This is a genomic window from Streptomyces sp. NPDC104367, from assembly GCF_055583825.1.
In genome coordinates this window covers 20724-44798 of the sequence record NZ_JBVJND010000012.1, presented here as the reverse complement: position 1 = coordinate 44798, position 24075 = coordinate 20724, and the positions used below count along the sequence as shown (strand labels likewise).

Sequence of the window (24075 nt, the reverse complement as noted above, 5' to 3'; positions counted from 1 at the left end):
CAATGACGTCTCTCGACGAAGCCCGATCCCTGCTGCGCGAGTTCCCGGTCGTGGACGGGCACAACGACCTGCCGTACGCCCTGCGCGAGCAGGTCCGCTACGACCTCGACGCCCGAGACATCGCCACCGGCCAGAACGCCCATCTGCACACCGACCTGCCCCGCCTGCGCGAGGGCGGGGTCGGCGCGCAGTACTGGTCGGTGTACGTGCGCTCGGACCTGCCGGGCGCGGTCACGGCGACCCTCGAACAGATCGACTGCGTACGGCAGCTGATCGCCCGCTACCCGGCCGACCTGAGGGCCGCGCTGACCGCCGCCGACATGGAGGCGGCCCGCGCCGAGGGCCGTATCGCCTCCCTGATGGGCGCGGAGGGCGGTCACTCGATCGACAACTCGCTGGGCACCCTGCGCGGCCTGTACGAGCTGGGCGTGCGCTACATGACGCTCACCCACAACGACAACAACGACTGGGCGGACTCGGCGACCGACGAGCCGAACGTCGGCGGCCTGTCCGCGTTCGGCCGCGAGGTCGTGCGCGAGATGAACCGCCTGGGCATGCTGGTCGACCTCTCCCACGTGGCCGCGACGACGATGCGCGCCGCGCTGGACACGACCGCCGCCCCGGTGATCTTCTCCCACTCCTCCGCCCGGGCCGTCTGCGACCACCCGCGCAACGTCCCGGACGACGTCCTCGAACGCCTCTCAGCCAACGGCGGCATGGCGATGGTGACGTTCGTGCCGAAGTTCGTGCTCCAGGCGGCGGTCGACTGGACGGCGGCGGCCGACGACAACATGCGCGCCCACGGCTTCCACCACCTCGACACGACCGAGGACGCGATGAAGATCCACCGCGCCTTCGAGGAGAGCCACCCCCGCCCGGTCGCCACCACCGCCACGGTCGCCGACCACCTCGACCACATGCGCGAGGCCGCCGGCATCGACCACGTCGGCATCGGCGGCGACTACGACGGCACGGCCTTCACCCCGGACGGCCTGAACGACGTCTCCGGTTACCCCAACCTGATCGCCGAACTCCTCGACCGCGGCTGGTCCCGCACCGACCTGGCCAAGCTGACCTGGCAGAACGCGGTCCGGGTGCTCGGCGCGGCGGAGGACGTGGCGCGCGCCCAGCAGAGCGAACGGGGTCCGGCGAACGCGACGATCGAGTCCCTCGACGGCGCCGGGGCCTGATCCTTCCGGCGGAGCAGGCCGGGGCGTTCGGGTTCCGGCGGGGCCGGCCGGGGCGTTCGGGCGCGGTACCCCCGAACGCCCCGTCCACCAGGAACCCCCAGGCCAGGCGTGCGACGGTGGGCTACAGCCGCTTTTCGACGTAGCTCGCGACGACGTACGGAGCCGCCATGGCCGACCTCCAGGACGACATCCCCGCCACGACCGAGGTCGGCGGTCTCCCTGACGACCCGTTCCCGCCGGAGTCCGAGACCGAGCTCCTGAGGCGGGCGCACGCCCTGCTGGCCGCGCACCCCGTCGCCGACGGCTACAGCGGGCTGCCGCGGGCGCTGGGACCGCTGCCCTGGTACGACCTGGAACTGGGCGAGGCGGCCGTGGACACCGACGTGCCCCGGCTGCGCGAGGGGCATGTGGGGGCGCTGTTCTGGTCGTTGCAGCCGCCGGAGGAGGAGCGGCCGGGCCGGGCCGTGGGGACCACCCTGGAACAGCTGGACCTGGCCCGCCGGGTGGTCGAGAGGCATCCGGAGGGGCTGCGGCTGGTGCGCCACGCCGGGCAGGTCATCGACGCCCGGCACTGCGGCCGGGTCGCCGTGGTGCTCGGCCCCGCGCCCGCCGCCGCCATCGACGACTCCCTCGGCATCCTGCGCGTCCTGCACTCCCTCGGCCTGCGTGTGCTCTCCCTGGCGGGCGCCGCCTGGGCGGGGGAGGCGGGGCTGACCCGGTTCGGCGAGGAGGTGGTCCGCGAGATGAACAGGCTCGGGGTCCTCGCCGACCTCTCCGGCGCCCCGGAGACCGCCCTGGCCCGGGTGACCGCCCTGTCCAAGACACCGGTCCTGTGCACCCGCTCCGCGGCGGCGGCGGTGCGCCCGCACCCCGCCAACCTCCCCGACCGGCTGCTCGCGCGGCTGGGGGAGCAGCGGGGGCTGTGCATGGTGCCGCTGACCGCCGAGCAGACCGGCCCGACCGTCCAGGACGTGGCCGACCACCTGGACCATGTGCGCGTGGTCGCGGGCCCGGAGTGCGTCGCCCTGTCCGGCACGTACGACTCCGGTGCCGTCCACCCCCGCGACCTCGCCGACGCCTCCCGCTATCCCCACCTGATCGCCGAGCTGCTCCGCCGCGGCTGGTCGGAGACCGAGCTGTCCCTGCTGACCTGGGAGAACGTCCAGCGAGTCCTCCGCACCGCCGACTTCACCGCCCGAGCCTCCCAACACCGCGGAGACCCCAGCCAACCCCGCCCCCCAGCCCCGGAAACCTGACCACCCGGGATCCGGCTGCCTGAGATCCGGCCGCCCGGGATCCGGCCGTCCGGGGCCTACCCCCGGGATCCGTCGCCTCCACTCGTCGAACCCGGGATCCGGCCGTCCGGGATCCGGCCGTCCAGGAGCCGCCCGCCCAGGGCCGCCCCCCCTGCCCCGGCCGGTCCCGCCGTGGTCACTCGCAACCCGGGCGCCCGGTGGTCGGGCGGTCAGATGATGCGGCAGAGGCAGAAGGGGTGGCCGGCCGGGTCGGCGAAGACGCGGAAGTCCTCCGCCAGCGGGTCCTCCTCGCGGCGGAGCAGCCGTGCGCCCAGGGCGAGCACCTTCTCCTCCGCTGCGTCGACGTCCTCCCAGGCCGGCCCTGCGTCGAAGTCCAGGTGGAACTGCTGGCCGTCGCGGTCGGCCCGCGGCCACTGGGGCGGGGTGTACCCCTGCGCCCGCTGGAAGCCGAGCCGCAGCCCGTCCGGCAGCCGCAGCACGACCCAGTCGTCCTCCTCGGCCACCAGGGTGCCGCCGGCCACGGCCGCGTAGAAGACGGCCAGCGCGTGCGGGTCGGGACAGTCGAGCACCACGTTGCGCAGACGGGCCACGGACGTCATGACTCCTCCTTCTCCCCGGCCCGGTCAGCCGGCGCAGAGGCAGAAAGGGTGCCCCGCCGGATCGGCGTACACACGGAACCCGCGCTCCCGGTCCGCCGCGTCCAGCGGCTTCGCGCCCAGCTCCAGCACCCCCTTCTCGGCCGTGTCCAGGTCCTCCACCACCAGGTCCAGATGGAACTGCTGCGAGTCGTCCGGGGCGGGCCACCCCGGCGCGGCGAAGCCGGGCGCCCGCTGGAAGGCCAGCGCCGGTCCGCCGGGCACCCTCAGGTCCACCCAGTCGCCGTCGCCCTCGACGCTGCCGCCCAGCACCCCGGCGTAGAAACCGGCGAGCGCGGACGGGTCGGGGCAGTCCAGGACGACGACACCGAGCTTGGCGAGAGCCATGACTTCCTCCTCGAAGCCGAAGTTACCCTTAAAGGCGGGTAACAGGTAACCGTTACCGCATGCTCCCCCAGTGCGGGTAACGCCGCAACCGAATTCGGGAGGTAACTTGCAGGGATGAGTGAGAGATCGCCCGCACCGGGCGGCCTGGCCCTGGTCGAGGCCCTGGTGAACACGCTGGACCTCGAGTCGGGCGCCGACGCGCTCGACACGGCGGACGGCCGGGCCCGCTTCGGCGTCACCGAGGCCGGACTCCCACTCGCCCGCACCCTGCGCGAGTCCCTGCGCGCCACCCTCCTCGCGCACGCCGGCCACCCCCCGCACCGCGCGGTGACCCCGCTGGGGGAACTGCTGGCGAACGCCCCCCTGCGCCTCGCCGTGGACCCCGTGGACGGCTCGGCGACCCTCGCCCCCGCCGACCCGGCCCCGCTCCTCTCCCGGGTCGCCGAGGCCGTCGCCGCCGCGCTGGTCGAGGGCACGTGGACCCGCCTCAAGGCCTGCGAGTCCGACGCCTGCCACTGGGCGTACTACGACCGCAGCCCCGCCGGCCGCGGCCGCTGGTGCTCGATGCAGGTGTGCGGGGCGCGCGCGAAGATGCGCCGCTACCGGGCCAAGGAGGGGTAACGCACAGTCCGTTCACCGGCCACGCCTGTGCCCGGTGGTGCAGAATGCAGCAAGACACCGGTTCGGCCGACTGAGCCTCGGCCGAACCGGTGTCGCCCGTGACACGGTCCTGCCGCGACGCGGTCCCGCCGTGACGTGTCCTAGGCGGTCGGCCGCCCCATCGCGCGGTACGTCCATCCCGCCCGCCGCCAGGCCTCGGGGTCCAGCGCGTTGCGCCCGTCGAGGATCACCTTCGCCGCGGCGGCCTCGCCGAGAACCGCCGGGTCCAGCTCCCTGAACTCCCGCCACTCGGTCAGGTGCAGCACCACGTCGGCCCCCCGCACGCACTCCTCGGCACCGGCGGCGTAGCCGAGCGTCGGGAACAGCCGCCGGGCGTTCTCCATCCCCTTCGGGTCGTACACCGTCACCTGGCCGCCCTGGAGGTGGATCTGCCCGGCGACGTTCAGCGCCGGCGAGTCCCGGACGTCGTCCGAGTCCGGCTTGAACGTCGCGCCGAGCACCGCGACCCGCTTCCCGAGGAACGACCCCCCGCCCAGCGCCTCCCGGGCCATCTCGACCATCTGGCCCCGGCGCCGCATGTTGATGGAGTCGATCTCGCGCAGGAAGGTCAGCGCCTGGTCGGCGCCGAGCTCACCGGCCCGCGCCATGAACGCGCGGATGTCCTTCGGCAGGCAGCCGCCGCCGAACCCGATCCCGGCCCGCAGGAACTTCTTCCCGATCCGGTCGTCGTACCCGATCGCCTCCGCCAGCGCGACCACGTCACCGCCCGCGGCCTCGCACACCTCCGCCATCGCGTTGATGAAGGAGATCTTCGTGGCGAGGAAGGAGTTCGCCGAGGTCTTCACCAGCTCGGCGGTCGGGAAGTCGGTCACCACGAACGGCGTACCCTCGCCCAGCGGCGTCGCGTACACCTCGCGCAGCAGCTTCTCGGCCCGCTCGCTGCGCACGCCGACCACGACCCGGTCGGGGTGCAGCGTGTCCTGGACGGCGAAGCCCTCGCGCAGGAACTCCGGGTTCCAGGCCAGCTCGGCATCGGCCCCGGCCGGCGCGTTCTCCGCGAGGTACGCGGCCAGCCGCTCCGCCGAACCGACCGGCACCGTCGACTTGCCGACGACCAGCGCGGGCCCGGTGAGGTGCGGGGCCAGCGACGCGATCGCGGAGTCGACGTACGACATGTCGCAGGCGTACTCGCCGTGCTTCTGCGGGGTGTTCACGCAGACGAAGTGGACGTCGCCGAAGGCGCCGACCTCGGCCCAGTCGGTGGTGAAGCGCAGCCGCCCGCTGGAGCCCTCGAACCCGGCCACGTGCCGGCGCAGCAACTCGTCGAGGCCCGGCTCGTACATCGGGGTCTCGCCGCGCTCCAGTATCGCGATCTTCTCGGGCACGACATCGAGACCGAGCACCTCGAAGCCCAGCTCGGCCATGGCCGCGGCGTGCGTGGCGCCGAGGTAGCCGGTGCCGATCACGGTGATCTTCAGGCTCATGGATGCTCCAGCTGGGGGACGTCGGTGCGGGCTGCGGCCCGAGCATAACCGGGCCCCGTCGCGGGCAACTTTCCCGCTGTCACCAAGCTCACGTCACCTATCCGTGGGCAGCGTTCTAAACTTTGAGTTACTTAACGGTAATTAGCGTCAGCACCACTGCGTCTGGAGTGAGGGACCTTGGCCGGATCGGCTGACTTCGACCTGTACCGCCCGTCCGAGGAGCACGACATGCTCCGGGACGTCGTCCGCGCGCTGGTCGAGGCGAAGATCGCCCCGTACGCGGCCGCGGTGGACGAGGAGGCCCGCTTCCCGCAGGAGGCGCTGGACGCGCTCGTCGCGAACGACCTGCACGCGGTGCACGTACCCGAGGAGTACGGCGGGGCCGGCGCCGACGCGCTCGCCACCGTCATCGTGATCGAGGAGGTGGCCCGCGGCTGCGTCTCCTCCTCCCTCATCCCGGCCGTGAACAAGCTGGGCTCGCTCCCGGTGATCCTCTCCGGCGGCGAGGATCTCAAGAAGAAGTACCTGACCCCGCTCGCCAAGGGCGACGCGATGTTCTCGTACTGCCTCTCCGAGCCGGACGCGGGCTCCGACGCGGGCGGCATGAAGACGAAGGCGGTCCGCGACGGCGACCACTACGTCCTCAACGGCGTGAAGCGCTGGATCACCAACGCGGGCGTCTCCGACTGCTACACGGTGATGGCCGTGACGGACCCGGACAGGCGCACCAAGGGGATCTCGGCCTTCGTCGTCGAGAAGGCCGACGAGGGCGTCTCCTTCGGCGCCCCGGAGAAGAAGCTCGGCATCAAGGGCTCGCCGACCCGCGAGGTCTACCTGGACAACGTCCGCATCCCCGCCGACCGCATGATCGGCGACGAGGGCACCGGCTTCGCCACCGCGATGAAGACCCTCGACCACACCCGCATCACCATCGCCGCCCAGGCCCTCGGCGTCGCCCAGGGCGCCCTCGACTACGCCAAGGGCTACGTCCAGGAGCGCAAGCAGTTCGGCAAGCCGATCGCCGACTTCCAGGGCATCCAGTTCATGCTCGCCGACATGGCCATGAAGATCGCCGCGGCCCGCGCCCTCACCTACCAGGCCGCGGCCGCCTCCGAGCGCGTCGACGCCGACCTCACCTTCCAGGGCGCCGCGGCCAAGTGCTTCGCCTCCGACGTCGCCATGGAGGTCACCACGGACGCCGTCCAACTCCTCGGCGGCTACGGCTACACCCGCGACTACCCGGTCGAACGCATGATGCGCGACGCCAAAATCACCCAAATCTATGAAGGCACGAACCAGGTCCAGCGGATCGTCATGGCCCGCAACCTGCCGTGACCTGACCGGTGGGCCGGGGGTGAGGGCGTCCTTCGGGGCGTCCTCTTCGCGTTCGTCCCGAATGGCACTACCGCCCGGTCGGGCTTAGGAACGAAAGCGAACGGGGCCCGACCGGGGCCCTCCCCCTCCGCTGGAGGAGCCATGACCCAGACCGGACCCATGACCGCCATGTCCAAGCAGATGCAGGAGTGCGTCAACATGTGCATGGCCACCCACACGATGTGCGAGGAGACCATGAGCTCCTGCATGTCCATGGACGCGGGCCAGGCCCACATGAAGATCATGCGCGCCCTGATGGACTGCTCCGAGATGACCCGCATGTGCGCCGACATGATGATGCGGCGCTCGCCGCTGTCGGCCGAGATGTGCGCGATGTGCGCCAAGGCCTGCGCCATGTGTGCCGAGGCGTGTATGACCATGCCGGACGACCCGCAGATGAAGCGCTGCGCGGAGGCGTGTCGCCGCTGCGCCGAGATGTGCCGCTCGATGGCCGGCGTGTCCATGTGACACCGGCCTGAGACGGTTCAGGGGCACCCCGCCGGGGCGCCCCTGAACCGCGTACGACCGCGTGCGGCCGGTGCTAGCTGCCGGTGACGGTGACCTTCTGGTCGTTCTTCAACTCGTCCACCAGGGTCTTCACCTTGGCCTTGTCCCAGACGAGGTTGCCGCCGGTGGAGCCGGAGATCGGCATGTTCATGGAGGTTCCGTCGCCGCCGTTGACGTTCTTCATCGCGAAGAACATCGACGCCAGGTCCCACAGGCTCATGTCCTTGTCGACGGTGAGGGAGTCCAGACCCGCGCCGAGGGTGGGGTAGAGCTTGAACGGGTTGAGGACCGTCGAGGGGGTGGCCACCTGGTGGGCCAGCGCCGCCAGGAACTTCTGCTGGTTCTTGGTGCGCTGGAGGTCGGAGGTGGCGAAGGCGTGCCGGGTACGGACGAAGGCCAGGGCCTCCTCGCCGTTCAGGGTCTGCTCGCCGGCCTTGAAGTCGGCGCCCGAGTACTTGTCCTTGAAGCCCTTGTCGATGTCGATCGTGACACCGCCCACCGCGTCCACGATGTTCGCGAAGCCGGCGAAGCCGATCTCCACGTAGTGGTCTATGCGCAACCCGGTGTTGTACTCGATCGTGCGTACGAGGAGCGTCGGGCCGTCGTACGCGTACGCGGCGTTCAGCTTGTTCGTGCCGAGCGGGCCCTTGATCTTCCCGGACTCGGAGCCCTGGAACGTCGGGATCGTGACGTTCGAGTCGCGCGGCAGGGAGATCAGCGTGTCGCCGTTGTCACCCACGTGCAGGATCATCATGGAGTCCGTGCGCTGTCCCTCGGCCGAACCCGTGTGCAGCTTCTTCTTGTCCTCGGCCGACATGCCCGCGCGGCTGTCGGAGCCGACGATCAGGTAGTTGGTGCCCTCGCCGGCCGCGGGACGGTCGATGACCTTCGACAGGTCGACGTCCCGGTGCAGCTTGGAGTCGGCCCAGAAGTAGGTCGCGACGGACGTGACGATCAGCACGCTCGCGACCGTGATCGCGGTCCACTTGATGCGCTTGCGCCAGTTCGGCGCGGGGCGCGGGCCGCCGCCGGGACCACCGCCGCCGGGGCCGCCGTAGACCTGGCCGGTGTTGTAGCCGTTGTCGTATCCGCGGTCGTCGTACCCGCCGCCGTCGTACCCCGGCTGCTGCGGCACCCCGCCGTAGCCGCCGCCCTGCTGCGGGCCGCCGTACGGCGGCGCCGACGGCTCCCCGCGCCGCACCTGGCGCATCACGCGGGCGCCCTCAGGCTGCGCGCTCGCGCTACCGCGTCCGTACCGGTTGCCGCGGTTGTCGTCCGACCATCCCTCGGGCCATTCGCTCATGGGCCCCAGTGTGCAGGCAGTGGCCATGCCACTTACAAGGGTCGTCGGAAAATCAGGTCACCGCTGTTGCGAACCCGACACAAATTCCGCGAATGTCGCTTCGGCATAAGGTGGGGGCCATGACAGACCAGGCCGGTGAGGCGGAACTCGACATACCCGGCAAGCCGACGTCCGCGTCCCGGACCACCCTCAGCCACATCATGACCCACAACGACACCAACCTCCTCGGCTCGGTGCACGGCGGTGTGATCATGAAGCTCGTCGACGACGCGGCGGGCGCGGTGGCCGGGCGCCACTCGGGCGGTCCGGCGGTCACCGCGTCCATGGACGAGATGGTGTTCCTGGAACCGGTCCGCGTCGGCGACCTGGTCCATGTGAAGGCCCAGGTCAACTGGACCGGCCGGACCTCGATGGAGGTCGGGGTCAGGGTCCTCGCCGAACGCTGGAACGAGTCCGACCCCGCCACCCAGGTCGGCTCCGCGTACCTCGTCTTCGCGGCGGTCGACGCGGACGGCAAGCCCCGCCGGGTACCTCCGGTGGTGCCGGAGACGGAGAAGGACCGCCGTCGCTACCAGGAGGCCCAGATCCGCCGCACCCACCGGCTGGCCCGCCGCCGCGAGATCAGGGAACTGCGCGAACGCCGCATCGCCGAGGGCTACGGGGACTGAGAGGGGACCGGGAGCGGCCGCGGCCCCGTCGTGGCCGGTCGTGCCGTTCCTCACGCCCCTGGCGGCAGGCCGCTGCGGTGAGCGCCCCTTCAGGGGCACGGGGAACTGCGCGACCAGCCCCCGCGCACCCGCACCCGGAACCCGGCGGCCTTCAGCAGGTCGTCTCGTCGCCCCGCATCACGGGTGCGTCCGCCTGCGCGGGCGTCTCCGCCCGCACCTTGCGCACCTCGCCCCTGAAGTCCGCGCCGGCCGTCACCCGCAGCGTCTGCCCCAGCCCCGGCACGGCCCGCAGCTCGCTGCCCGGCAGCGCCGCCGCCAGCGAGCGGGCCGACCGGTCCCAGCGCGGGTCGAAGGAGATCACCGTCCGCCGCACGTCGTGCGCGGCGGCGGTCACCGGCTGGTGGTTCGCCGCGAACCCCGCCCCCGTCAGCGCCGCGTCCATCCGCCGCGCCAGCCCCGCCGTCCCCGTGCCGTTCTCCACCTGGACGCGGATCTGGTCCGGCGCCACCTCCACGGTCACCGGCGCCGGACCGTGCGGCCCGGCCGAAGCCGAAGCCGAAGCCGAAGCCGAAGCCGAGGCCGAAGCGGACGCCGAAGCGGACGCCGAAGCCGGTGCCGCCAGCTGACGGTCCTCGCGCAGCGCCCCGAACAGCGCGTCGGCCTTCGCCCGGTCCCACTTCAGCGTCGAGCCGATGCCCTTCACGGCGTACGCCATCTGGCCGATCGGGACCGTGGTGAACTCGGACGACGACGGCGAGAAGTTCCGCATCGCCCGGCCGAGGTCCAGCAGCTCGTCCGTGCCGAAGCCCATGTCGGCCCGCACCGAGCCCAGCACGGCCCGCGTCACGTCCCGGAACCGGAGCGGGTTCAGCAGCACCCCGCTCGACGTCGCCCGCTCGATCAGCGCCGCCAGGAACCTCTGCTGCCGCTTCATCCGGCCCAGGTCGCTCGCGCCGTCGACGTGCCGGGAGCGGACGTACTGGAGCGCCTGGCCGCCGCCCAGGTCGTGAGCGCCGGGGGAGAGGTTCAGGCCGGTGTAGGAGTCCTTCAGGGGCTGCGCGGTGCAGATGCGGACCCCGCCGAGCACGTCGACGGTCCGCATGAAGGAGATGAAGTCGACCTCCAGGTAGTGGTCGATCTTCAGATGGGTCATCGCCTCGACCGTGCGGACGGTCAGCTGCGGGCCGCCCTCCGCGTAGGCCGCGTTCAGCTTGATGGGGTGGGTGCCGTGCCGCTGCCCGGTGGTCTCGTCGACGTGCGGCGGGACCTCGGCGTAGGAGTCGCGCGGCAGGCTGACCACCGTCGCCCGCTCCCGGTCCGCCGAGATGTGCACGATCATGATCGTGTCGGTGCAGTGGCAGGGCGCCCCGCCCAGCCGGTACCGGCGCCGCTCCCGCTCGGTGATCTGGTCGCGGCCGTCGGTGCCGACCAGCAGCACGTTCATGCCGTGGCCCGCGGCGGGACGGTTCTTCATGTCCTTGAAGGGGTCGACCCGGGCGATGCCCGCGTCCAGGCCGGCCATCACCGAGTGCCCGATCCCGGCCGCCGCCAGCACCACCACCGAGAGCGTGGTCACCGTCCGCATGGCCCAGCGCGGCCGCCGGGGCCTGGTGGGTCGTACCGGCGGCCGCGGGGCCTGACGGGTGGGCTGCGGTCGCCGCTGCGGCCGGGCGGGCCGGGCGGGGGACCTGGGCGGGCTGGCGGCCAAAGGGACACCTCCGGACGAGGCCGTACGTGTGATCCGTAAGGACGGTAGGCCGATACGACCTTCAGCCCGCCGCTTCGCCCCGGCGGCGCGCACCCGTGTCCCCCGTTCGCGGTAACGTGAGCCCTCTATGAACGCCAAGTCCGACGTGCGGCACCCCGCAGTTTCTGTGATCATGCCCGTCCTCGACGAGGAACGGCATCTGCGCGGGGCCGTCCAAGCGATCCTCGCGCAGGAGTACGCCGGCGAGATGGAGGTCGTCATCGCCCTCGGTCCCTCCACGGACCGCACGGACGAGATCGCCGCCCAGCTCGTGGCCGAAGACTCCCGCGTCCACACCGTCCCGAACCCGACCGGCCGTACGCCGGCCGCGCTGAACGCCGCGATCAAGGCCTCCCGGCACCCGATCGTGGTCCGCGTCGACGGCCACGGCATCCTCTCCCCGAACTACATCGCCACCGCGGTACGGCTCCTGGAGGAGACCGGCGCGATGAACGTCGGCGGCATCATGCACGCCGAGGGCGAGAACGACTGGGAGCACGCCGTCGCCGCGGCCATGACCTCGAAGATCGGGGTCGGGAACGCCGCCTTCCACACGGGCGGCGCGGCCGGTCCCGCCGAGACCGTCTACCTCGGCGTCTTCCGCCGCGAGGCCCTGGAGCAACAGGGCGGCTACAACGAGGAGTTCATCCGCGCCCAGGACTGGGAGCTGAACTTCCGCATCCGCGAGGCCGGCGGGCTGATCTGGTTCTCGCCGGAGCTGAGGGTGTCGTACCGCCCGAGGCCCTCGGTGAAGGCGCTCGCCAAGCAGTACAAGGACTACGGCCGCTGGCGGCACGTCGTCGCCCGCTACCACGAGGGCTCCATCAACCTGCGCTACCTCGCCCCGCCGACGGCGGTGTGCGCGATCGCGGCCGGGATCGTCGTCGGCGCCCTGGTCACCCCGTTCGCGTTCGTGGTCCCGGGCGGCTACCTCGCGGCGATAGCGGCGGGCTCCGTCCCGGCCGGCCGCGGGCTGCCGCTGAAGGCGCGGCTGCGGATCCCCGTCGCCCTCGCCACCATGCACATGACCTGGGGGTACGGCTTCCTGACCAGCCCCCGGTCGCTGGCCAAGCGGGTCATCGCGTCCCGGCGGCCCGCGGTGCTCGGCCCGGCCTCCGGCTGAGACCCCCGGCCGAGCACCGGCCGCCGTACGGCCCGGACTACCAGGTGTAGTCCGGGTCGACGTGCATGCAGGCCTTGGTGTCCGAGGCGTTGAGGGCGCTCGCCGACGCGGGGGTGGTGTCGTCGTCGGCGGTGTACGCGGTGCCCGAGCGCCAGTCGGCGCCCACCACCAGGGTGACCCCGGAGACGTCCGTGGACTTCTTCACCTGGCTGCCCGGGATGCCGAGCACCTTCGCCACCCGCTGGGCGTCGCCCGCCAGGTCCGCGCTCGGGTAGCGCACCAGCGTCCGGTCCTCGCTCAGCAGCGCCGAGGCATCGGCGGCCGCCTTGGTGAAGCCCTTGCCGACCAGTACCCCGGTGACCGCGGCGGCCCGTCCGGTGACGGCGCTCTCGTCGCCGCTGCGGGTGCCGTTCTGCACCTGTACGGCGATCCTGTCGTCGGCCGCGGCCTTGTCGGTGACCTTGGCCGCGGTGGCCGTCTTCTTCTTGTCCTTGCCGTCCAGCGCGATGTCCTCGCGGACCAGCCGCCACAGCTTGTCCGCGTCGGTGGGCTTGGGCAGGACGCGGTTGCCGTCCGAGGAGTACACCCACGGCATCGTCGTCATGGTGATGCGGTCGGTGGGGACCTTCTTCAGCTCCTTGCTCAGGTCGTAGAGCTTGGTGACCGAGCCGAGGCCGTCGTCGACCGTGAGTGCCTCGGTGGCGGTCTCGGCGAGTTTCAGGAGCTTGTCGGGGTTGCTGAGGGTCGCGTCGGAGCGCAGCTGGCGGACCATCGAGTTCATGTACATGTGCTGGGCCTTGGTACGGGCGATGTCGCTGCCGTCCTCGAAGCCGTAGCGGGTGCGCAGCCACTGCAGGGCCTGCTTGCCCTGGACGGCGGTGGTGCCCTTCCTCAGCTTCAGGCCCGAGCCGTGGCCGGTGGAGGTGTGCGAGTAGACGTCGGCGTCCACGCACACCGGCACCCCGCCGATCGCGTCCGCCATGGACACCACGCCCGAGAAGTCGACCATCATGAAGTGGTCGATGTGGATGTCGGTGAGCTTCTCCCAGGTCGCCACCGTGCAGCCGGGGCCGCCGCGTTCCAGGGAGGCGTTGGTCATCGTGCCGGTGGTGGCCGCGTAGACCTCGCCGGTCTTGGCGTCGGTGCACTCGGGGACGGAGACCAGGGTGTCGCGGGGCATGGACACCACCGACATGTTGGTGCGGTCCGCCGACACGTGCAGCAGCATCTGGACGTCGGCGCGGGCGGCGGTGCCGATGTCCTTGGCGCCGCCCAGCTTCTGGTTCTCGGCGGTGTCGCGGGCGTCGGAGCCGATCAGCAGGATGTTCAGCGGGGTCTGCCCGGCCGCGTTCGCCCTGGACACGGTGGCCCGGTCCTTGGAGTCCCCGATGTTCAGGGTGTCCTTCTTGAGGTTGCCGTTGAGGTGCTCGTAGTACAGGTACCCGGCGGTGGCGGTGCCGGCCAGGGCGAGCGTCAGGACCACGGCCGACCAGCGGACCACCCGGCGTCTGCGCCGTCTGCGGTCCTTGTCCGCGTCCCCGTCGCGCCGTCCGCCGTCGTGCCGCCCGCCACCCGCCTGGGGGGTGAGGGACATCGTGTCCTCGACCACGGACACGTCGGACACCTCCCCCCGCACACCGCTGTGCACCACGTCGCCCGCCCTCCCGCTCGCACCTGCCACCACGCCCGGGGCTCCCGGGCACCTGAGCACGGCGGCAGTGTCATGCAGCCTTTTAGGAGTTGGCTGTGCCTACCTGTGCGGACCTGTGGGTGAAGGGCCGTGCGGCCTGTAATGACCCTGTATGGGCACGCCGGCCACGCTCACCAGCGATAGGGCGCGTAGACGTCCATGCACTGCTCGGTGTCCGAGCCGTTGATCGCGTCGGCGTTGGAGGGCAGGTCACCGGCCTTGGGCGCGGACTGCTTCGGGTACGTCGTCCCGTCCCGCCAGTCGGCGCCGACGAGCAGTGTGACCCCGGACACGTCGGTGGTCTGCTTCACCTGGCCGGTCGGGATGCCGACCGAGTCGGCGACCGCCTGGGCGTCGCCCCGCAGGTCCGCGCTCGGGTACTGCACGACCGTCTTCTCCACGGACTGCGCGGCCGACGAGGTGTCCGCCGCGGCCCGTGCGTAGCCCTTGGCGGTCAGCTGCCGGGCCAGCGCCCGGGCCCGGCCGGAGACCGGTGCCTCGGTGGCGGTCCCGGTGGCGTTGCGCACCAGCACCCCGAGCCGGTCGGCGGAGACGGAGGCGGCCTCGGTCGGCTCCGCGCTCGCCGTGGCCTTCTTCCCGTCCTCCTCGGCGCCGCCGTTCTTGTCGAACGCCACGTCGTCGCGGAGCATCCGCCACATCTTGTCGGCGTCGGTGCCGTCCGGGACGACATGGTTGGAGTTCTGCGGGTCCGGGACGTTCGGCATCGTCACGCTGGTGATGCGGTCGGTCGGCACCGACTTGAGCTCCATGGCGAGGTCGTACAGCTTGTTGACGGTGCCGATCTCCTCGGACACCGACAGCGACTTGGTGGCCGCCTCGGCCAGGTCCGTCAGCCGCGCGGTGTCGGTGAAGACGTTCTGCCCCTTGAGCGTACGGATCATCGAGTTGAGGTACATGTGCTGGGCGCGGGCGCGCATCAGGTCGCTGCCCCAGGCGTGCCGGGTGCGCAGCCACTGGAGGGCCTGCTTGCCCTTGACCTTCGTGGTGCCGGCCTTCAGCTTCAGCCCGGAGCCGCCGGGCACCGCCGCCGTCGGGTGGTCCCACACGTTCTGCTTGACGCACACCTCGACCCCGCCGATGGCGTCCGCCATCTTCACCACGCCGGCGAAGTCGATCGTCATCCAGTGGTCGATGTAGACGCCGGTGAGGTTCTCCCAGGTGGCCAGCGTGCAGCCGGCGCCGCCGCGGGCCAGCGACTCGTTGATGATGGCGTTGGTCGCCGGGTACACCTTGCCGGTGTCCGGGTCCGTGCACTGGGGAATGTCGACGCGGGTGTCCCGGGGGATGCTCACCATCGCCGCGCTCTTGCGGTCCGCCGACAGGTGGATCAGCATCTGCACGTCGCCGAGCGGCGGGTTGCCGGCGTTGTCCCTGCTGCCGCCGAGCTTCACGTTCTCGGCGGAGTTGCGGCTGTCGGAGCCGATCAGCAGGATGTTCATCGGCGTCTGTCCGGCCGAGTTCGGCGTCGCCTTGCGGGCCTTGGAGTCGCCGCTGCTGCGCTGGCCCTTGTGGATGTTGCCGTTCAGGTGCCGGTAGTAGAGGTAACCGGCGCCGGCCGTGGCGAGGACCACCACCGCCAGCGTGGCCGCCGACCACCGCAGCGCGCGCCGGCCGCGCCCCCGCCGGCCGCTGTCCGCCCCGGGCCCGCGACCCCCCGTGCCGGAACCGCCCGGCGTCCGCGGTGCCTTCGGCTCCGGGGACTCCGTGTCCCCGGCCGCGGGCACCTCCCCTCGCACATCGCTCTGCGTCAACTTCCCGCCCTCCCCACCCTGCGCCCTGCGCACACGAGCCCGCCGTCGCGCCCCCCGTCGGACGCCCCACGGACCACACGGGTCCGCCCCGCGCCCGGTTAGACGCATGACGGACCCAGAGGGTTACCTGCTTATTCGGTGCTACTTGGTGTCACCCGGCGACAACTGCGTGCCACCGGGCGCCCGTTCGTCACTACTTGGCGCACGTCACCTTGTCCGCCGTGGTCTTGCTGTCCACTTCCGGCGCCTTTGTCGGAGTGGTGAGGGAGACCCCCGCCCCCTGGAAGTCCTTGCCCAGGGTCAGGGTCATCGCGGGCAGTCCCTGCGAGTTGGTGACGCTCTTGCCCGGCTTCAGCGCCGAACCCGACAGCCCCATGATCGCCGCCAGCCGGCGGGCCTGGGCGGCCTGGTCCGGGGCGTACTCCAGGGTGGTCTTGCTGAGTTCGGCGGGCGCGTTGCCTGCGTTCTCCGACTTGAGGACGCCCTCGTCGTTCTGCAGCCAGCTCAGCGTCTCCTGGGCGCTGCCCGCCGCGGCGCCGCCGTTGAGGATCCGCACCCGCACCTCGGAGGCCGCCGCCTTGGTGCCCTCCAGACGCGCGGCCGCCGCGTCCTTGCTGGCCTTCGCCTTCTTCTTCTTGATGGCGGTGAAGGAGACGTCCCCCTTGATCGCCTGGAAGACGGCGGGGGCCTTCGACTCGTTGAGGACGACGGTCGCCTTCACCTTCTCCGCCGGGTTGTCCAGCACCGGGACGGTGGTGAAGGTCAGGTTCTTCGGGTTGAGCTTGCCGAGCTCCAGACCCAGGTCCTTCAGCTTGTAGATGCTGTCCAGCTGGGAGTCGACGGTGAGCGCCTTGGTGCCGACCTCGGCCAGCTTCAGCAGCTTCGTCGGGCTGGTCAGCGTCGAGTTGGAGCTGAGCTTGCGCATCAGGGCGCTCAGGAACTGCTGCTGGAGCTGGATCCGGCTCAGGTCGCCGCCGAAGCCGACCGAGTGCCGGGTGCGGACGAACGCCAGCGCGGTCTCGCCGGAGATGTTGTGGGTGCCCTTGGACAGCTTCAGGTGCGAGTCGGAGTCGTCGATGTCCTTGGCGAGGCACACCTCGACCCCGCCGACCGCGTCGGTCAGCGTCTTGACCGCGTTGAAGTCGGCGACCATGAAGTTGTCCGGGGTGATCCCGGTCAGCTCGGTCACCGTGCGCACGGTGCAGCTGGGCGTACGGCCGTCCTGGCCGAGGCTGGTGTTGAAGCGGACGTCGGTCGAGCCCGCGATGACCTTCGTGCTGCCGTCGGACTGCTCCGTCGGGCAGTCCGGGACGTCCACGATCAGGTCGCGCGGGATGCTGAGCGCGGTCGCGTTGGAGCGGTCCTTGGAGATGTGCAGCAGGATGTTGGTGTCGGCGTGCCCGACGCTGCCGGTGTCGCCGTAGCCCTCGTTGCCCTTGCCGGTGCGCTTGTCGGTGCCGATGATCAGCAGGTTGATCGCCTTGTCCTTGCTGAACCCACCGGTGCTCGCGCCGTCGTCGGAGACGGACGTGATGTTGTCGTTGAGGTGCTTGATGTACAGATAGCCCGCGGCCGACGCGGCGACGAGCACGAAGGCCATCGCCCCGCCGGTCCACAGCAGGATCTTCTTGCCCTTCGACTTCTGCTTCACCGGCCGCCGCGAGCGGCGCCCGGGCGGCTGCTCGGGCTCGCTCCGGCGCCTGCGCTGCCCCGGCACCTCGCCGCTCGCCGTCTCCCGCGCGGCGCTCCCGGCGGCGCGGGCGGACGTCGGTCTGCGGGGTCCGGGAACCGCCGACTGCGACTGCGGCGGCGCCTGCTGCTGCGATCGCGGTGCGGAAGGAGTCAGTCGCAGTTCGTATTCACCGGTGTTCGGATTGAGCACCCACTGGTCTGCGGGATCGATGTTGTCCGCCCGCCCACGGCCTTGCGCGTCCACGGTTGTCCGAATCCTCCGTCGGGGCCACGCGGCGCCTTCCCCCCATCAAGGCGCTCGGTCACGTTTCGCAGTGCGCGGCCCCAGGACAGACCTCGTGGCCGGGTGCACCGGAGCGCTCACACTATCCGGCCGGTTCGGCGTCAAGTGACGCCGGTGACAAATTCCCTCTCCCTACAAGCGGGCAATCCCTCTCATTTAACTGACATTGTACGGAACACAAGTTCGCCGCCTTGGCGCATGCTTTACGCGCAACTGTCCTCGGCGGCGGTGTTACCGCGAAACGTCGGCGCCCGCGAGTTCTCGGGTGAGGGAACGTTCTTCCCTTTGTCCCCGGCGACCTTCACGGGTCTGTCGGCGCGCAGCAGCGCGAAGAGCACGGCCGCCTTCCCCTCCACGAGCTGGTCACGATCGGAGTCGTACACGTACACCTCCCTCGGAACGGTGAGGAACCGGACATGTTCCGTGGGGATGTCCCGCAGCCCGCGTACGAGTTGGTACAGGCCCCGCAGGCCGGCCAGTTCCGGATCGGTGGTGAGCGAGGAGGTCGCCGCGTCCAGCAGCGGATAGAGCTTCGCCGGGTTCAGCAGTACGCCGGTGCCCCGCACCTTGTCGACGAGCGCCCCCAGGAACCGCTGCTGCCGGTCCATCCGGTCGGTGTCGCTGCCGTCCCCGAGCGACTTGCGCGCCCGCACGTACCCGAGCGCCCGCTCCCCGTCGAGGGTGACCCGCCCGGCCGGCAGCCGCAGCCTGGCCGCCTTGTCGTCGATGGGCTCCGCCAGGCACACCCGCACCCCGTCCACGGCGTCGACCATGTTCTTGAACCCGTCGAAGTCGACGACGGCATGGTGGTCGATCCGGATGTCCGTGAGCTTCTCGACGGTAGGGATGGTGCAGGCCGAACCCCCCACCGCGAAGGCCGTGCCGAGCGGCGTGAACGACGGCTCGCCGCGGCTCCCGTCACCGCGCCGGCACCCGGGCACGTGCACCATCAGGTCCCGGGGCAGCGAGACGGCGGTGGCGCTGCGCCGGTCGGCGGCCGGGCGCAGCAGGATCGTGGTGTCGGACCGCGCGGTGCCGGTGTCCTTGCCGTAGCGGCGGTTGCCGTCCCCGGCGCGGCTGTCCGACCCGATGACCAGGATGTTCTGCGCGCCCCGCACCAGCGCGGCGGGCCGCTCCCGCTCGTAGCGGGCGAGTTCGGCGGCGGCCGCCTCGTCGGCGGTGATGTTGCGGCTGAGCGCGGCGTACAGGGCCCAGCCGCCGCCGAGCGCCGCGGCCGGCAGGACGCCGGTCCCGAGCGCCGTACCCCGTGTCCAGCGCAGGCGCCGCCGGGCGAGCCCGTCCCCGGTGGCGGATGCCCCTACGACGTCGGTCACCACTCCACAGTGCCCGCGGCGGCGGCCGGGGGCGGTGGCAACTACTGCGAACGGGTGAGCGGACGGACGTGTCCCGCCGGGGCGCGGGAGGCCGTGCGGCAGGCCCCCGCGCGGCCGCGGGCGTCCGCCGGCCTCACCGCGCCGAGGCGGTGACCCGCTCGCTCTCGATCCGCTTGGCGATCCCTTCCTCGCCCAGCTCGCCCAGGTTGCGGCACAGGACCACCGACCCGCCGACGGCCAGCGGCGCGTACAGCCCCGCGCTCAGCCCGTCCCACGTGTCGTACCCCAGCCCGGACAGCAGCCGCGAACCGGGCCCGGTCAGGTCCAGCCCCGCCGCGTCCCCGAGCGCCCGCTCCACCACCTCGGCCCCGCTCAGCTCCGCCCCGGCCACGATCAGCGCGGGTTCGTCCGGGTCCACGGGCGAGAACGGCGCGAACCGGTCCCCCTGGCTCGGCACCTCCACGGCGTAGTCGGCGAAGCCCTCCGGCGGCTTCGGGAACCGCCCGCCGAGCGGCCGCAGCGCGAGGGCCACCCGCTCGCCCCGGCAGGCCCGGGCCGCCTCCAGGGTGTCCGGACCGCTGACGACGACGTCCGCCGCCGCCGGGTTCCCGGCCACGTCCGCGACCACCCCCACCGACGAACAGGCCAGCAGCCACACCGCCGTCTGCCAGTGCGCGGGCAGCAGCAGGGCCACCCGGTCGCCCGGCTCCGCGTTCAGGTCGGACTGGAGCAGGTTCGCCGTCTTGGCCACCCAATTGGCGAAGGTGGCGACGGACAGTTCGACGCGTTCGCCCGTGGCGTCGTCGTAGAAGGTCACCAGGGGGCGTCCGGGATCCGCGGCGAGCGCGGAACGCAGCAGGTCGGCGGGGGTGCGATCGGTGGCGTTCACCCGCGCAAGCGTACGCCGCGCCCGCCGCCCGCACCGCCCGGCGGCCCCACCGGTTCGGCGCAACCGCTCCCGACGGGCCATCAGAAGCCGTATGGACAGATATGTCTGACTATGTTCAAGATCAGGGGCATGCGTGGATTCCTGACTTCCTCGATCGGCGTCACCTGCGCGGCGGCCCTCACCCTCTCGCCGGCCGCGCTGACCGTGCCGTCCGCAGCCGCCGTACCGGCGGAGCGGACCACCACGACCACCGGCCGGCCCGCGGCGGCCCTCTCCGGCAGCACCCGCTCCCTGCCCCTCGTCCCCCGCACCCGTGAGCGCACCCTCGGCCGGGCGCCCGAACAGGGCCTGTACCGCACCGACGTGGGGCACTTCTCCCTCGTCGGCGTTATCTGGGACAACCCCGGAACCGAACTGCGCGGGCAGGTCCAGGTCCGCACCCGGTCCGCCGTCACCGGCGCCTGGTCCGGCTGGCAGGACGTCGAGACCCACAACGCCGACCACGGCGCCGACCCCGGCACGGCCGAGGCCCGCTCGGGCCGGGTGCGCGGGGCCACCGCCCCGCTGTGGGTCGGCGACTCGGACGCCGTGGACGTCCGGGTGCGCGCCGAGGCCGACAGCGAGCCCGTCCGGCGCGCCGGCCACCCCGCCGACGGACGCGACCTGCTCCCGGCCGGACTCCGCGTCGAACTCGTCGACCCCGGCGACCAGGCCCCGCCCGCGGGCTCACCGGCCGACGGCCCGCGCACCGGCACCGGCACCGGGACCGACGCGGCCGCCGCCGCCAACACCGACCTCGTGTCCTACGGCAGCACCGAGATCCCGGCCCTGGACCGCGCGGACACCGAGCGCGAACTGCTGGAGCTGAGCGGCGACCAGGCCCCGCGCACCAAGCCGTACATCGGACCGCGCCCGAAGATCGTCACGCGCCGCGGCTGGGGTGCCGACGAGTCACTGCGCGAGAAGGGCTTCGTCTACTCCGCCAAGGTCAAGGCGGCGTTCGTCCACCACAGCGCCTCCGGCAACGGCTACCGCTGCTCCGAGGCCCCGTCCGTCATCCGCAGTATCTACCGCTACCACGTGGTGAGCATGGGCTGGCGGGACATCGGCTACAACTTCCTCGTCGACAAGTGCGGAACCATCTACGAGGGCCGCGCCGGGGGAGTGGCGAAGGCCGTCAAGGGCGCCCACACCCTCGGGTTCAACACCGACAGCATGGGCATCGCGGTGATCGGCACATACGCCTCCGCCAAACCGTCCGCCGCGGCGGTGACGGCCGTCGCCAGACTCACCGCGTGGAAGCTCGGCCTCTTCGGGGCCGATCCCAAGGGGAAGACATATCTGAAGTCCGGCGGTGGCAATCTCTACCCAAAGGGGAAGAACGTACGACTGAACGTGATCTCCGGCCATAGGGACGGGTTCGCCACCGAGTGCCCGGGCAAGAAGCTCTACGCCAGACTCGGCTCGGCCCGGACCAGCTCCGCGCACCTCCAGGGGCGCTGAGCGCGGGGCCCGCGTTCAACGCCGTCGGGGACAGTCGGGGGAAAACCGCACACCGATGCCGCGCGCCTCCGCGCGGCCGTCGAGGGCGCCGTCGCACGGTCTGCATACACTGGCCGGCCGACAGAGAGTTCGGCCGGTCCCGGCAGGAAGCAGAGACGACAGGTGACAGAAGCGATCCTCCTGGTCGGCGGCAAAGGCACCCGGCTGCGCCCGCTCACGGTCCACACACCCAAGCCGATGGTCCCGGCGGCCGGCGTCCCCTTCCTGACGCACCAGCTGGCCAGAGCCAGAGCGGCGGGCGTGGACCACATCATCCTCGCGACGAGCTACCTGGCGGAGGTCTTCGAACCGTACTTCGGGGACGGCGCGGCCCTGGGCCTGCACATCGAGTACGTCACCGAGGAGGAGCCCCTCGGCACCGGCGGCGCCATCCGCAACGTCGCCGCCCGGCTGCGCTCCGGACCCGACGACCCGGTCCTGATCTTCAACGGGGACATCCTGACCGGCCTGGACATCCGCGCGCTGGTGTCGACGCACGAGTCGACCGGCGCGGACGTCTCACTCCATCTGACGAAGGTGACGGACCCGCGCGCCTACGGCCTGGTCCCCACCGACGGGACGGGCCGCGTCCTGGCCTTCCTGGAGAAGCCGCAGACCCCCGAGGAGATCGTCACCGACCAGATCAACGCGGGGGCGTACGTCTTCCGCCGCTCGGTCATCGACACGATCCCGGCGGGCCGCCCGGTGTCGGTGGAACGGGAGACCTTCCCGCAGCTCCTGTCGGCCGGCGCCCACCTCCAGGGCATGGTCGACTCCACCTACTGGCTGGACCTGGGCACGCCCGCGGCCTTCGTCCGCGGCTCGGCGGACCTCGTCCTCGGCCGCGCGCCCTCCCCGGCGGTGCCCGGCCGCTGCGGGGACCGGCTGATCCTGCCCACGGCACGGGTGGCGGCCGACGCGAAGCTGACGGGCGGCACGGTGGTGGGCGAGGGAGCGTTCGTGGCGGAGGGGGTACGGGTGTTCGGCTCGACGATCCTGCCGGGCGCCGTGATCGAACCCGGCGCGGTCATCACCGACTCCCTCATCGGCAACCGGGCCCGCGTCGGCGAACGCTCGGTCCTCACGGGCACGGTGATCGGCGACGGCGCGTTCGTCGGCGCCGACAACGAGCTGCGGGACGGCGCGCGGGTGTGGTGCGACGCGACGATCCCGGCGGGGGCGGTGCGGTTCTCCTCGGACCAGTAGGGGCTGGCTCTCCTCCTCCCCGGACCGGCAGGGGCCGGTTCTCCCCGGACCGGCAGGGCCGGTTCTCCCCGGACCGTTTCCGGACCGTCTCCGAACCAGGGGAGGGCCGTGCGGTGGTCGCTGTCAGGAGAGGCCGTGCGGTGGTCGTCCGGCCGCGGGTGCGTGGGGGCCGCTCGCGCAGTTCCCCGCGCCCCTTACGGGGCCGCTCGCGCAGTTTCCCGGGTTCCTTATGGGGCTGCGCGGGTGGTTTCCCGGGTTCCTTGCGGGGTTGCGTGGGTGGTTTCCCGGGTTTCTTATGGGGCTGCTCGTGGGGCAGTTCGCGGGGCTGCCGGGTCGTGCTCGCCGGCCCCTCGCCTCACAGTCGGCCGATGTCGCCGCGCGGCATCTTCGGGGCCCTTCTCGCCGGCGTGTTCCCGCTCAGCAGGATCAGCCGCGCCGCCCGGTGCCGCTGGCCCGCGTACGGCTCCAGCAACCGCAGCATCGCCTCGTCGTCGGCGTCCCGGTCCCCGGCCAGCGCCCAGCCCACGATCCCCGGCAGATGCAGGTCCCCGACCGTCACCGCGTCCGCCGCCCCGTGGCTGCGCTGCACGGTCTCCGCGGACGTCCACGGCCCCACGCCCGGCACCACCTCCAGCCGGGCCCGCGCGTCCTGCGCCGGCATCCCCGCCGCCTGCTCCAGCCGCGCCGCGACCCGCACCGCGCGCAGGATCGTCGCGGCCCGCTTGTCGTCGACCCCGGCCCTGTGCCACTCCCAGGACGGGATCAGCGCCCAGGTCCGCGGCGCCGGCATCACCCACATCGGCCGCTCGCCCACCCCGGCCGGACCGGGCGCCCGCTCGCCGAACCTGCGCACCAGTGACCGCCAGGCCCGGTACGCCTCGTCGGTCGTGACCTTCTGCTCCAGGACCGAGGGGATCAGCGACTCCAGCACCAGCCCGGTCCGCGTCAGCCGCAGCCCCGGCCGCCGGTGCCGGGCCGAGGCCACCACCCGGTGCCTGGGCACGAACAGGGAGGGGTCGTCGGCCGAGCCGAGCATCTCCGGCAGCTGATCGAGGAGCCACCCGGCCCCGGGCCCCCACGCCTCCCCGCGCACCTCACCGCCGTACGCGGCGATCCGCAGCGTTCCCGGTCCGGCGGGGGTGAGACTGGCCCGCCACACCGTGCCGTCCCGCGTCGCGCGGAACGTCGGGTCCCCGGGGCCCCGGCGCAACGGCCCGAGCACGAGCCCGAGATCGAGCGCCCCGGTCGGCTTCCAGACCCGTACCCGCCCGGGCACGACCGCCTGCCGCGGAACACCGGCCGCGGGCACGACGACCTGCCCACCCCGCACGGTCGCGCGCGTGGGCCGAGGAGCGAAACGACCAGCCACTCAAGAGATCCTAGGCCTCGGGCGCCCCGGCAGCGGCGCGGG

The 24075-nt window shown here is 72.1% G+C and carries 20 protein-coding genes; 9 read left to right on the top strand and 11 right to left on the bottom strand.

Annotation, left to right across the window (positions count from 1 at the left end; all coding sequences use genetic code 11):
- Positions 1-2 precede the first annotated feature (2 nt).
- On the top strand, positions 3-1190 hold the full coding sequence (locus tag ACZ619_RS19410; RefSeq protein ID WP_469600171.1) for a dipeptidase: 1188 nt from the start codon (positions 3-5) through the stop codon (positions 1188-1190).
- 167 nt (positions 1191-1357) lie between these two features.
- Positions 1358-2446 carry a dipeptidase gene (locus ACZ619_RS19405; protein WP_469600169.1) on the top strand — a complete coding sequence of 363 codons (1089 nt, stop codon included), beginning with the start codon at positions 1358-1360 and terminating at the stop codon, positions 2444-2446.
- 209 nt (positions 2447-2655) lie between these two features.
- On the opposite strand, the gene ACZ619_RS19400 is transcribed toward ACZ619_RS19405, so the two are convergent.
- Both ACZ619_RS19400 and ACZ619_RS19395 read right to left on the bottom strand, forming a co-directional pair.
- On the bottom strand, positions 2656-3045 hold the full coding sequence (locus ACZ619_RS19400; protein WP_469600167.1) for a VOC family protein: 390 nt from the start codon (positions 3043-3045) through the stop codon (positions 2656-2658).
- Positions 3046-3069: 24 nt separating this feature from the next.
- Complete coding sequence (locus ACZ619_RS19395; protein ID WP_469600165.1) at positions 3070-3429, bottom strand: VOC family protein; 360 nt, start codon at positions 3427-3429, stop codon at positions 3070-3072.
- 114 nt (positions 3430-3543) lie between these two features.
- On the opposite strand from ACZ619_RS19395, the gene ACZ619_RS19390 reads away from it, so the two are divergent.
- Entirely contained in the window at positions 3544-4050 is a 507-nt protein-coding gene (locus tag ACZ619_RS19390) for a CGNR zinc finger domain-containing protein (protein ID WP_469600163.1), read from the top strand.
- 140 nt (positions 4051-4190) lie between these two features.
- Here the strand turns inward: ACZ619_RS19390 and ACZ619_RS19385 are convergent, their stop codons facing one another.
- Positions 4191-5534 carry a UDP-glucose dehydrogenase family protein gene (locus tag ACZ619_RS19385; RefSeq protein WP_469600161.1) on the bottom strand — a complete coding sequence of 448 codons (1344 nt, stop codon included), beginning with the start codon at positions 5532-5534 and terminating at the stop codon, positions 4191-4193.
- A gap of 177 nt (positions 5535-5711) precedes the next feature.
- On the opposite strand from ACZ619_RS19385, the gene ACZ619_RS19380 reads away from it, so the two are divergent.
- Together ACZ619_RS19380 and ACZ619_RS19375 are read left to right on the top strand one after the other, a co-directional pair.
- Entirely contained in the window at positions 5712-6869 is a 1158-nt protein-coding gene (locus ACZ619_RS19380; RefSeq protein ID WP_469600159.1) for an acyl-CoA dehydrogenase, read from the top strand.
- Between the two features lie 141 nt (positions 6870-7010).
- Positions 7011-7376 (top strand): four-helix bundle copper-binding protein, encoded by a 366-nt coding sequence (locus tag ACZ619_RS19375; RefSeq protein WP_469600157.1) that lies wholly within the window; start codon positions 7011-7013, stop codon positions 7374-7376.
- A gap of 73 nt (positions 7377-7449) precedes the next feature.
- Here the strand turns inward: ACZ619_RS19375 and ACZ619_RS19370 are convergent, their stop codons facing one another.
- Positions 7450-8718: an LCP family protein gene (locus ACZ619_RS19370; RefSeq protein ID WP_469600155.1), complete on the bottom strand. Its 1269-nt coding sequence runs from the start codon at positions 8716-8718 to the stop codon at positions 7450-7452.
- A 92-nt stretch (positions 8719-8810) separates the two neighbouring features.
- On the opposite strand from ACZ619_RS19370, the gene ACZ619_RS19365 reads away from it, so the two are divergent.
- Positions 8811-9386 (top strand): acyl-CoA thioesterase, encoded by a 576-nt coding sequence (locus tag ACZ619_RS19365; protein WP_469600153.1) that lies wholly within the window; start codon positions 8811-8813, stop codon positions 9384-9386.
- 151 nt (positions 9387-9537) lie between these two features.
- Here the strand turns inward: ACZ619_RS19365 and ACZ619_RS19360 are convergent, their stop codons facing one another.
- Complete coding sequence (locus ACZ619_RS19360) at positions 9538-11094, bottom strand: LCP family protein (protein ID WP_469600151.1); 1557 nt, start codon at positions 11092-11094, stop codon at positions 9538-9540.
- Between the two features lie 127 nt (positions 11095-11221).
- Here ACZ619_RS19360 and ACZ619_RS19355 point away from each other — a divergent pair, with 127 nt between their 5' ends.
- Complete coding sequence (locus ACZ619_RS19355) at positions 11222-12256, top strand: glycosyltransferase family 2 protein (RefSeq protein ID WP_469600150.1); 1035 nt, start codon at positions 11222-11224, stop codon at positions 12254-12256.
- Positions 12257-12293: 37 nt separating this feature from the next.
- On the opposite strand, the gene ACZ619_RS19350 is transcribed toward ACZ619_RS19355, so the two are convergent.
- The 5 genes from ACZ619_RS19350 to ACZ619_RS19330 all read right to left on the bottom strand — a co-directional run bounded on the left by ACZ619_RS19350 (position 12294) and on the right by ACZ619_RS19330 (position 19916).
- A complete protein-coding gene (locus ACZ619_RS19350; RefSeq protein WP_469600602.1) occupies positions 12294-13850 on the bottom strand; it encodes an LCP family protein in 1557 nt (518 codons plus the stop codon).
- Positions 13851-14077: 227 nt separating this feature from the next.
- Positions 14078-15718 (bottom strand): LCP family protein, encoded by a 1641-nt coding sequence (locus ACZ619_RS19345; RefSeq protein ID WP_469600148.1) that lies wholly within the window; start codon positions 15716-15718, stop codon positions 14078-14080.
- Positions 15719-15911: 193 nt separating this feature from the next.
- Complete coding sequence (locus ACZ619_RS19340) at positions 15912-17654, bottom strand: LCP family protein (protein ID WP_469600146.1); 1743 nt, start codon at positions 17652-17654, stop codon at positions 15912-15914.
- Positions 17655-17896: 242 nt separating this feature from the next.
- Entirely contained in the window at positions 17897-19027 is a 1131-nt protein-coding gene (locus ACZ619_RS19335; protein WP_469600144.1) for an LCP family protein, read from the bottom strand.
- Between the two features lie 133 nt (positions 19028-19160).
- Positions 19161-19916 (bottom strand): TIGR03089 family protein, encoded by a 756-nt coding sequence (locus ACZ619_RS19330; protein WP_469600142.1) that lies wholly within the window; start codon positions 19914-19916, stop codon positions 19161-19163.
- A gap of 111 nt (positions 19917-20027) precedes the next feature.
- Between ACZ619_RS19330 and ACZ619_RS19325 the strand changes: the two genes are divergently transcribed.
- A complete protein-coding gene (locus ACZ619_RS19325; protein WP_469600141.1) occupies positions 20028-21419 on the top strand; it encodes a peptidoglycan recognition protein family protein in 1392 nt (463 codons plus the stop codon).
- Positions 21420-21581: 162 nt separating this feature from the next.
- Entirely contained in the window at positions 21582-22664 is a 1083-nt protein-coding gene (manB, locus tag ACZ619_RS19320) for a mannose-1-phosphate guanylyltransferase (RefSeq protein ID WP_469600139.1), read from the top strand.
- A gap of 355 nt (positions 22665-23019) precedes the next feature.
- On the opposite strand, the gene ACZ619_RS19315 is transcribed toward manB, so the two are convergent.
- The gene (locus ACZ619_RS19315) at positions 23020-24033 is read right to left on the bottom strand and encodes a DNA-3-methyladenine glycosylase family protein (RefSeq protein WP_469600137.1); all 1014 of its coding nucleotides are present in this window, start codon (positions 24031-24033) and stop codon (positions 23020-23022) included.
- Positions 24034-24075: the final 42 nt, after the last annotated feature.

Excerpts from the sequence above, each read along its gene's own strand:
- ACZ619_RS19400 (WP_469600167.1), bottom strand. The coding sequence starts at position 3,045 with ATGACGTCCGTGGCCCGTCTGCGCAACGTGGTGCTCGACTGTCCCGAC.
- ACZ619_RS19355 (WP_469600150.1), top strand. The coding sequence starts at position 11,222 with ATGAACGCCAAGTCCGACGTGCGGCACCCCGCAGTTTCTGTGATCATG.
- ACZ619_RS19375 (WP_469600157.1), top strand. The coding sequence starts at position 7,011 with ATGACCCAGACCGGACCCATGACCGCCATGTCCAAGCAGATGCAGGAG.
- ACZ619_RS19405 (WP_469600169.1), top strand. The coding sequence starts at position 1,358 with ATGGCCGACCTCCAGGACGACATCCCCGCCACGACCGAGGTCGGCGGT.
- ACZ619_RS19365 (WP_469600153.1), top strand. The coding sequence starts at position 8,811 with ATGTCGCTTCGGCATAAGGTGGGGGCCATGACAGACCAGGCCGGTGAG.
- ACZ619_RS19390 (WP_469600163.1), top strand. The coding sequence starts at position 3,544 with ATGAGTGAGAGATCGCCCGCACCGGGCGGCCTGGCCCTGGTCGAGGCC.
- ACZ619_RS19395 (WP_469600165.1), bottom strand. The coding sequence starts at position 3,429 with ATGGCTCTCGCCAAGCTCGGTGTCGTCGTCCTGGACTGCCCCGACCCG.
- ACZ619_RS19325 (WP_469600141.1), top strand. The coding sequence starts at position 20,028 with ATGTTCAAGATCAGGGGCATGCGTGGATTCCTGACTTCCTCGATCGGC.
- ACZ619_RS19410 (WP_469600171.1), top strand. The coding sequence starts at position 3 with ATGACGTCTCTCGACGAAGCCCGATCCCTGCTGCGCGAGTTCCCGGTC.
- ACZ619_RS19385 (WP_469600161.1), bottom strand. The coding sequence starts at position 5,534 with ATGAGCCTGAAGATCACCGTGATCGGCACCGGCTACCTCGGCGCCACG.
- ACZ619_RS19350 (WP_469600602.1), bottom strand. The coding sequence starts at position 13,850 with ATGTCCCTCACCCCCCAGGCGGGTGGCGGGCGGCACGACGGCGGACGG.
- ACZ619_RS19370 (WP_469600155.1), bottom strand. The coding sequence starts at position 8,718 with ATGAGCGAATGGCCCGAGGGATGGTCGGACGACAACCGCGGCAACCGG.